The 4,250-nt window shown below is 72.6% G+C and carries 5 protein-coding genes; 4 read left to right on the top strand and 1 reads right to left on the bottom strand.

Features of this window, described 5'->3' with window-relative positions:
* Positions 1–255: 255 nt before the first annotated feature.
* On the top strand, positions 256–1,566 hold the full coding sequence (locus G5C51_RS40275) for a M18 family aminopeptidase (RefSeq protein WP_165245635.1): 1,311 nt from the start codon (positions 256–258) through the stop codon (positions 1,564–1,566).
* A 22-nt stretch (positions 1,567–1,588) separates the two neighbouring features.
* On the opposite strand, the gene G5C51_RS40270 is transcribed toward G5C51_RS40275, so the two are convergent.
* The gene (locus G5C51_RS40270) at positions 1,589–2,302 is read right to left on the bottom strand and encodes a hypothetical protein (protein WP_165245633.1); all 714 of its coding nucleotides are present in this window, start codon (positions 2,300–2,302) and stop codon (positions 1,589–1,591) included.
* Between the two features lie 78 nt (positions 2,303–2,380).
* Here G5C51_RS40270 and G5C51_RS40265 point away from each other — a divergent pair, with 78 nt between their 5' ends.
* From G5C51_RS40265 to G5C51_RS40255, 3 genes are all read left to right on the top strand, one after another.
* Positions 2,381–2,965 (top strand): ArsR/SmtB family transcription factor, encoded by a 585-nt coding sequence (locus G5C51_RS40265; RefSeq protein ID WP_165245631.1) that lies wholly within the window; start codon positions 2,381–2,383, stop codon positions 2,963–2,965.
* Positions 2,962–3,393: a protein-tyrosine phosphatase family protein gene (locus tag G5C51_RS40260; protein WP_165245629.1), complete on the top strand. Its 432-nt coding sequence runs from the start codon at positions 2,962–2,964 to the stop codon at positions 3,391–3,393. Before G5C51_RS40265 ends, G5C51_RS40260 begins: the two co-directional genes overlap by 4 nt.
* A 346-nt stretch (positions 3,394–3,739) precedes the next feature.
* Complete coding sequence (locus G5C51_RS40255) at positions 3,740–4,147, top strand: hypothetical protein (protein WP_165245627.1); 408 nt, start codon at positions 3,740–3,742, stop codon at positions 4,145–4,147.
* Positions 4,148–4,250: the final 103 nt, after the last annotated feature.

The raw sequence follows: 4,250 nt of genomic DNA, 5'->3' as shown, positions 1-4,250 counted from the left end.
CTGCCGGGTGGCGGTTGGGATCGGTGGGGCGGCGGCGGTGTGGTGCCACGGGAGGAGAGAGGGCGCGAGGCGAGCAGCGCTGCCGGGCGGCGATCGCGAGTCGGATGGCGGGCACAGCACGAGCCAGCGAGCGATGGGTCAGGAAGGGACTGTCGAGGCCTAGTGGGCAGGAGTGGGCCGGGCTAGGCATGGATGGGCAGGGCTGCGGAGGATGCGGGAGGGGCCGTCGGCTGGGCTGGTCCTTATGCTGGGGCCATGAGCTCTACGCCGCCCAGGTTCGACCGTAGTCACACCGATGACCTCATCTCTTATCTCGCTGCGAGCCCGTCTCCGTATCACGCCACGGTGAGCGCCGCCGAGCGACTGGAGAAGGCCGGCTTTCGGCAGGTCGCGGAGGAGGATGCCTGGGACGGTGCGGGCGCGGTCGGTGGCAAGTACGTGCTGCGCGGGGGCGCGCTCATCGCCTGGTACGTGCCCGAGGGCGCTCGGCCCGAGACTCCGTATCGCGTGATCGGGGCCCATACCGACTCCCCGAATCTCCGGGTCAAGCCGGTCCCGGACACCGGCTCCGCCGGCTGGCGGCAGGTCGCCGTGGAGATCTATGGCGGGCCGCTGCTGAACAGCTGGCTCGACCGCGATCTCGGGCTGAGCGGGCGGCTCACGCTCCGGGACGGGACGACCCGGCTCGTCAATGTCGACCGGCCGCTGCTGCGCGTACCGCAGCTCGCCATTCACCTCGACCGGCAGGTCAACGCCGAGGGCGTCAAGCTCGACAAGCAGCGGCACATGACGCCGATCTGGGGCCTCGGGGACGTCCGCGAGGGCGATCTCCTCTCCTTCCTCGAGCAGGAGGCGGGGCTGCGGGCCGGCGAGGTCACCGGCTGGGATCTGATGGTGCACAGCATCGAGCCGCCGGCCTACCTCGGGCGGGACCGGGAGCTGCTCGCCGGGCCGCGGATGGACAACCTCCTCTCCGTACACGCGGGCACCGCCGCGCTCGCCGCCGTGGCCGCGCAGGGCGGTCCCGCCGACGCCGCCGCCATCCCCGTGCTGGCCGCCTTCGACCACGAGGAGAACGGCAGCGAGTCCGACACCGGCGCCCAGGGCCCGCTGCTCGGCAATGTGCTGGAGCGGTCGCTGTTCGCCCGCGGCGGCTCGTACGAGGACAAGGCCCGCGCCTTCGCCGGCACGGTCTGCTTCTCCTCGGACATGGGCCACGCCGTGCACCCCAACTACGCCGAGCGGCACGAGCCCGGTCACCACCCGGTGCCCAACGGCGGCCCGATCCTGAAGGTCAACGTCAACCAGCGCTACGCCACCGACGGCCGCGGCCGCGCTCTCTTCGCGGCGGCCTGTGAGCGCGCGGGCGTGCCGTGGCAGACGTTCGTCTCCAACAACTCCATCCCGTGCGGCACCACCATCGGCCCAATCACCTCCGCCCGTTACGGCATCACCACGGTCGACATCGGCATCGCGGCCCTGTCCATGCACAGCGCGCGCGAGCTGTGCGGCGCGGAGGACCCGCACCTGCTGGCGAGCGCGCTGGCGGGATTCCTGGCGGGCTGAGGCCTCAGCCACTCAAGGCGGCTCAGGGCGCGTCGTACTGGCGTATCGCCACCTGCGCGTCCAGGTCCAGGCTGTTCTGCCCGGCCGCGGAGGGGAGTTCGAGCACGCGGTCGAGCACCGGGCCCAGGCGGCCGCAGCCGCTGGTGCGCGGGGCGGTGAAGCGGGTGTCCTCGGCGCCGAAGGCGACGATCAGCGGGTCTGGGGATATCACCTGCGTGGGCTCGGTGTCGGTGAGGACCAGGTGCACCGCGGCCGCATCCGAGCCGATCGAGCAGCCCGTCGGCAGCCCGGGGCCGGCCAGCGTGAACTTCAGGTCGAGCTCTCCCCTGCGCTCATCGTTCGACTCGAAGTCGGAATAGCCCGCGTAGCGCGGGGTGATGGTCCACGGGCTGCCGCCAATGCGTATCGGCGCGGCCTCCATCTCGCCGAAGACCTGGGCGAATTCACCGTCGACCCGGCCCTCCGCGAAGGTGATCGTCATGGGGCGGTCGATGGCCTCGTTTATGCCGCCGACCTTGAGCCGGCCGGTGGCCTTCATCGCCTCGCAGCGCCACGTGCCCGGATCGGCGTCCGCGGGCAGCTCCTCGGGCGTCGGGCACGCGGCGAAGCTGAAGCCCGGCGGGGCGTCGGGCTGCTCGGCGGCGGATGCGGCAGGGCTCGCGGCCGTGGCCAGGCCGGCAAGCAGGGCTGCGGCGGCGGCAGTTGATCTCATCTTGTTCGTCATCTTCTTCGTCATGCCAGGAATCATTACAGAGATTTCTCTGCAGAGGAAGCGCTGCAGACAAATCTCTGTGATTGGGGTAGGGTGTGCGGCATGGAAGAAGCACGGCGCACCATCACCAGCCCCGAGGCGCTCAAGGCCCTCGGTCATCCCCTGCGCCTGCGCATCCTGCGCCAGCTCGGCACGCACGGCCCCGCGACCTCCACGACCCTGTCCGCCGCCCTCGGCGAGAACACCGGGACGCTCAGCTATCACCTGCGGATGCTGGAGCGCGCCGGTCTCATCGAGGACGTGCCGGAGCGGACGGGCGGGCGCGAGCGCTGGTGGCGCGGGGTGCGCGGGCTCGACATCCGGCGGCCCGCGGAGGAGGACCTGAGCCCGGCCGAGCGGGCGGTGGCCGTCGAGCTGGACCAGCTGCGGCTGGACGAAGACGTCGAGCTGGCGCGGCGGTTCACCGCCGGGCATCGCGACTCCGAGGGCTGGATGCGAGGTTCGCGCAGCCTGAGCCATCTCACCAAGCAGGAGCTCGGGGAGTTCCACGACGAGTATCTGCAGCTGCTCGCCCGCTTCTCCCGCGGGCCGGAGGAGGCGCCGCCCGGGTCGCAGCCGGTGCTGCTGCGGTGGTTCGGGCTGCCGGCGACGGCGACGGCGGCAGCGGACGAGGAAGGGGACGCATGACCGACACCTGGGTTCTCGACGCCCCGGGCGTGCTGCGGCTGCCGTCCGGGCGGCTCGTGCGGGGACGCGGCCTGCGCAACGCCGCACCGGACGGACCCGCTCCCGACGTCGGCTTCTACCTGCTCGGCAAGCAACCGCCCGCCGTCGACTGGGAGTCGAGATGGCTGCGCTGGCCGGACTTCCGGCTGCCCGCCGACCGGGCCGAGGCGGCCGACGTCTTCCGCGAGATATGGAAGCGGTCCGCCGCCGAGCGGGTCGAGATCGCCTGCGGCGGCGGCCGCGGCCGCACGGGCACGGCGCTCGCCTGCCTCGCCGTGCTCGACGGCGTGCCGGCGCCGGAGGCGGTGGCATATGTGCGAGAGCACTACGACCGACACGCGGTGGAGACCCCCTGGCAGCGCCGCTACGTACGCCGCTTCGCGGCCTGAGGAGCGCCGCCGACACCGCGGGAAGGCCCGCCCGGCTGGCACCGCGGCGAGGCCCGCCGACACCGCCGTGAGGCCTGCCGGCACCGCGGCGGGAGGTCCGCCGGCACACGCCGTGGCGTCCGCCGACACCGCCGTGAGGCCTGCCGACACTGCGGCGCGAGGTCCGCCGACACCCCCGTAGCGCCCGCTGACACCGCGGCGCGAGGCCGGCCAGCACCCCCGTAGCGTCCGCTGAAACCATCGTGAGAGCGCCCTGAAAGCGGGCCCGCGCAAGCTCTGTTCCAGAACGAAGACGCCGCGAGTCTCACCCGGAGGCCGCGACCGACTCACCAGGAGCAGACTCGCCATGAGCATCAACCTGACCGACCAGGACAAGCAGACCGTTCGCACCGCCGCCTACGGCGCCGTTTCGCTGCTGTCCGCCGCCGCTGCCGCCGACTCGCCGCACAAGGTCGCCACCGCCGGTGCCATCGCCCTGAACTCCGCGACCGGCCCGATCGGGCACGTCCTCGCCGCGAAGACGAACGACATCAAGCTGCCTGGCAAGTCCGTGGCGGAGATCGCCGACTATGTGCTGCCGGCGCTGACCGAGGCCGCCGCCCTGCTCAAGAAGCAGGACGCCGCCGAGGCGGAGAACTTCCGCGGTGCCGTCACCGTCGCCATCGAGGCGGCCATGAAGGCCGGCAAGGGCGAGCCCAGCCCCGCCGTGACCGAGATGGCCCGCAAGATCACCGCCGCCCTCGACGCCGCGTGAGCCGGGACGGCGGGCCGGGGCGCCCGAGGGAGCCCCAGCCCGCCTTGGCGGCAAGCCTCCCGCCGCCTTAACAGCGAGAGCCCTCCCGCCGCCTCAGCAGTGA

This window comes from Streptomyces coryli (assembly GCF_011044975.1).
Taxonomy (GTDB): Bacteria; Actinomycetota; Actinomycetes; order Streptomycetales; family Streptomycetaceae; genus Streptomyces; species Streptomyces coryli.
This window is presented reverse-complemented; position numbering and strand designations above follow the sequence as displayed.

Bases quoted from the DNA above. Each gene is read 5' to 3' on its own strand.
- G5C51_RS40275 (WP_165245635.1), top strand. From the start codon at position 256: ATGAGCTCTACGCCGCCCAGGTTCGACCGTAGTCACACCGATGACCTC.
- G5C51_RS40265 (WP_165245631.1), top strand. From the start codon at position 2,381: ATGGAAGAAGCACGGCGCACCATCACCAGCCCCGAGGCGCTCAAGGCC.
- G5C51_RS40260 (WP_165245629.1), top strand. From the start codon at position 2,962: ATGACCGACACCTGGGTTCTCGACGCCCCGGGCGTGCTGCGGCTGCCG.
- G5C51_RS40270 (WP_165245633.1), bottom strand. From the start codon at position 2,302: ATGACGAAGAAGATGACGAACAAGATGAGATCAACTGCCGCCGCCGCA.
- G5C51_RS40255 (WP_165245627.1), top strand. From the start codon at position 3,740: ATGAGCATCAACCTGACCGACCAGGACAAGCAGACCGTTCGCACCGCC.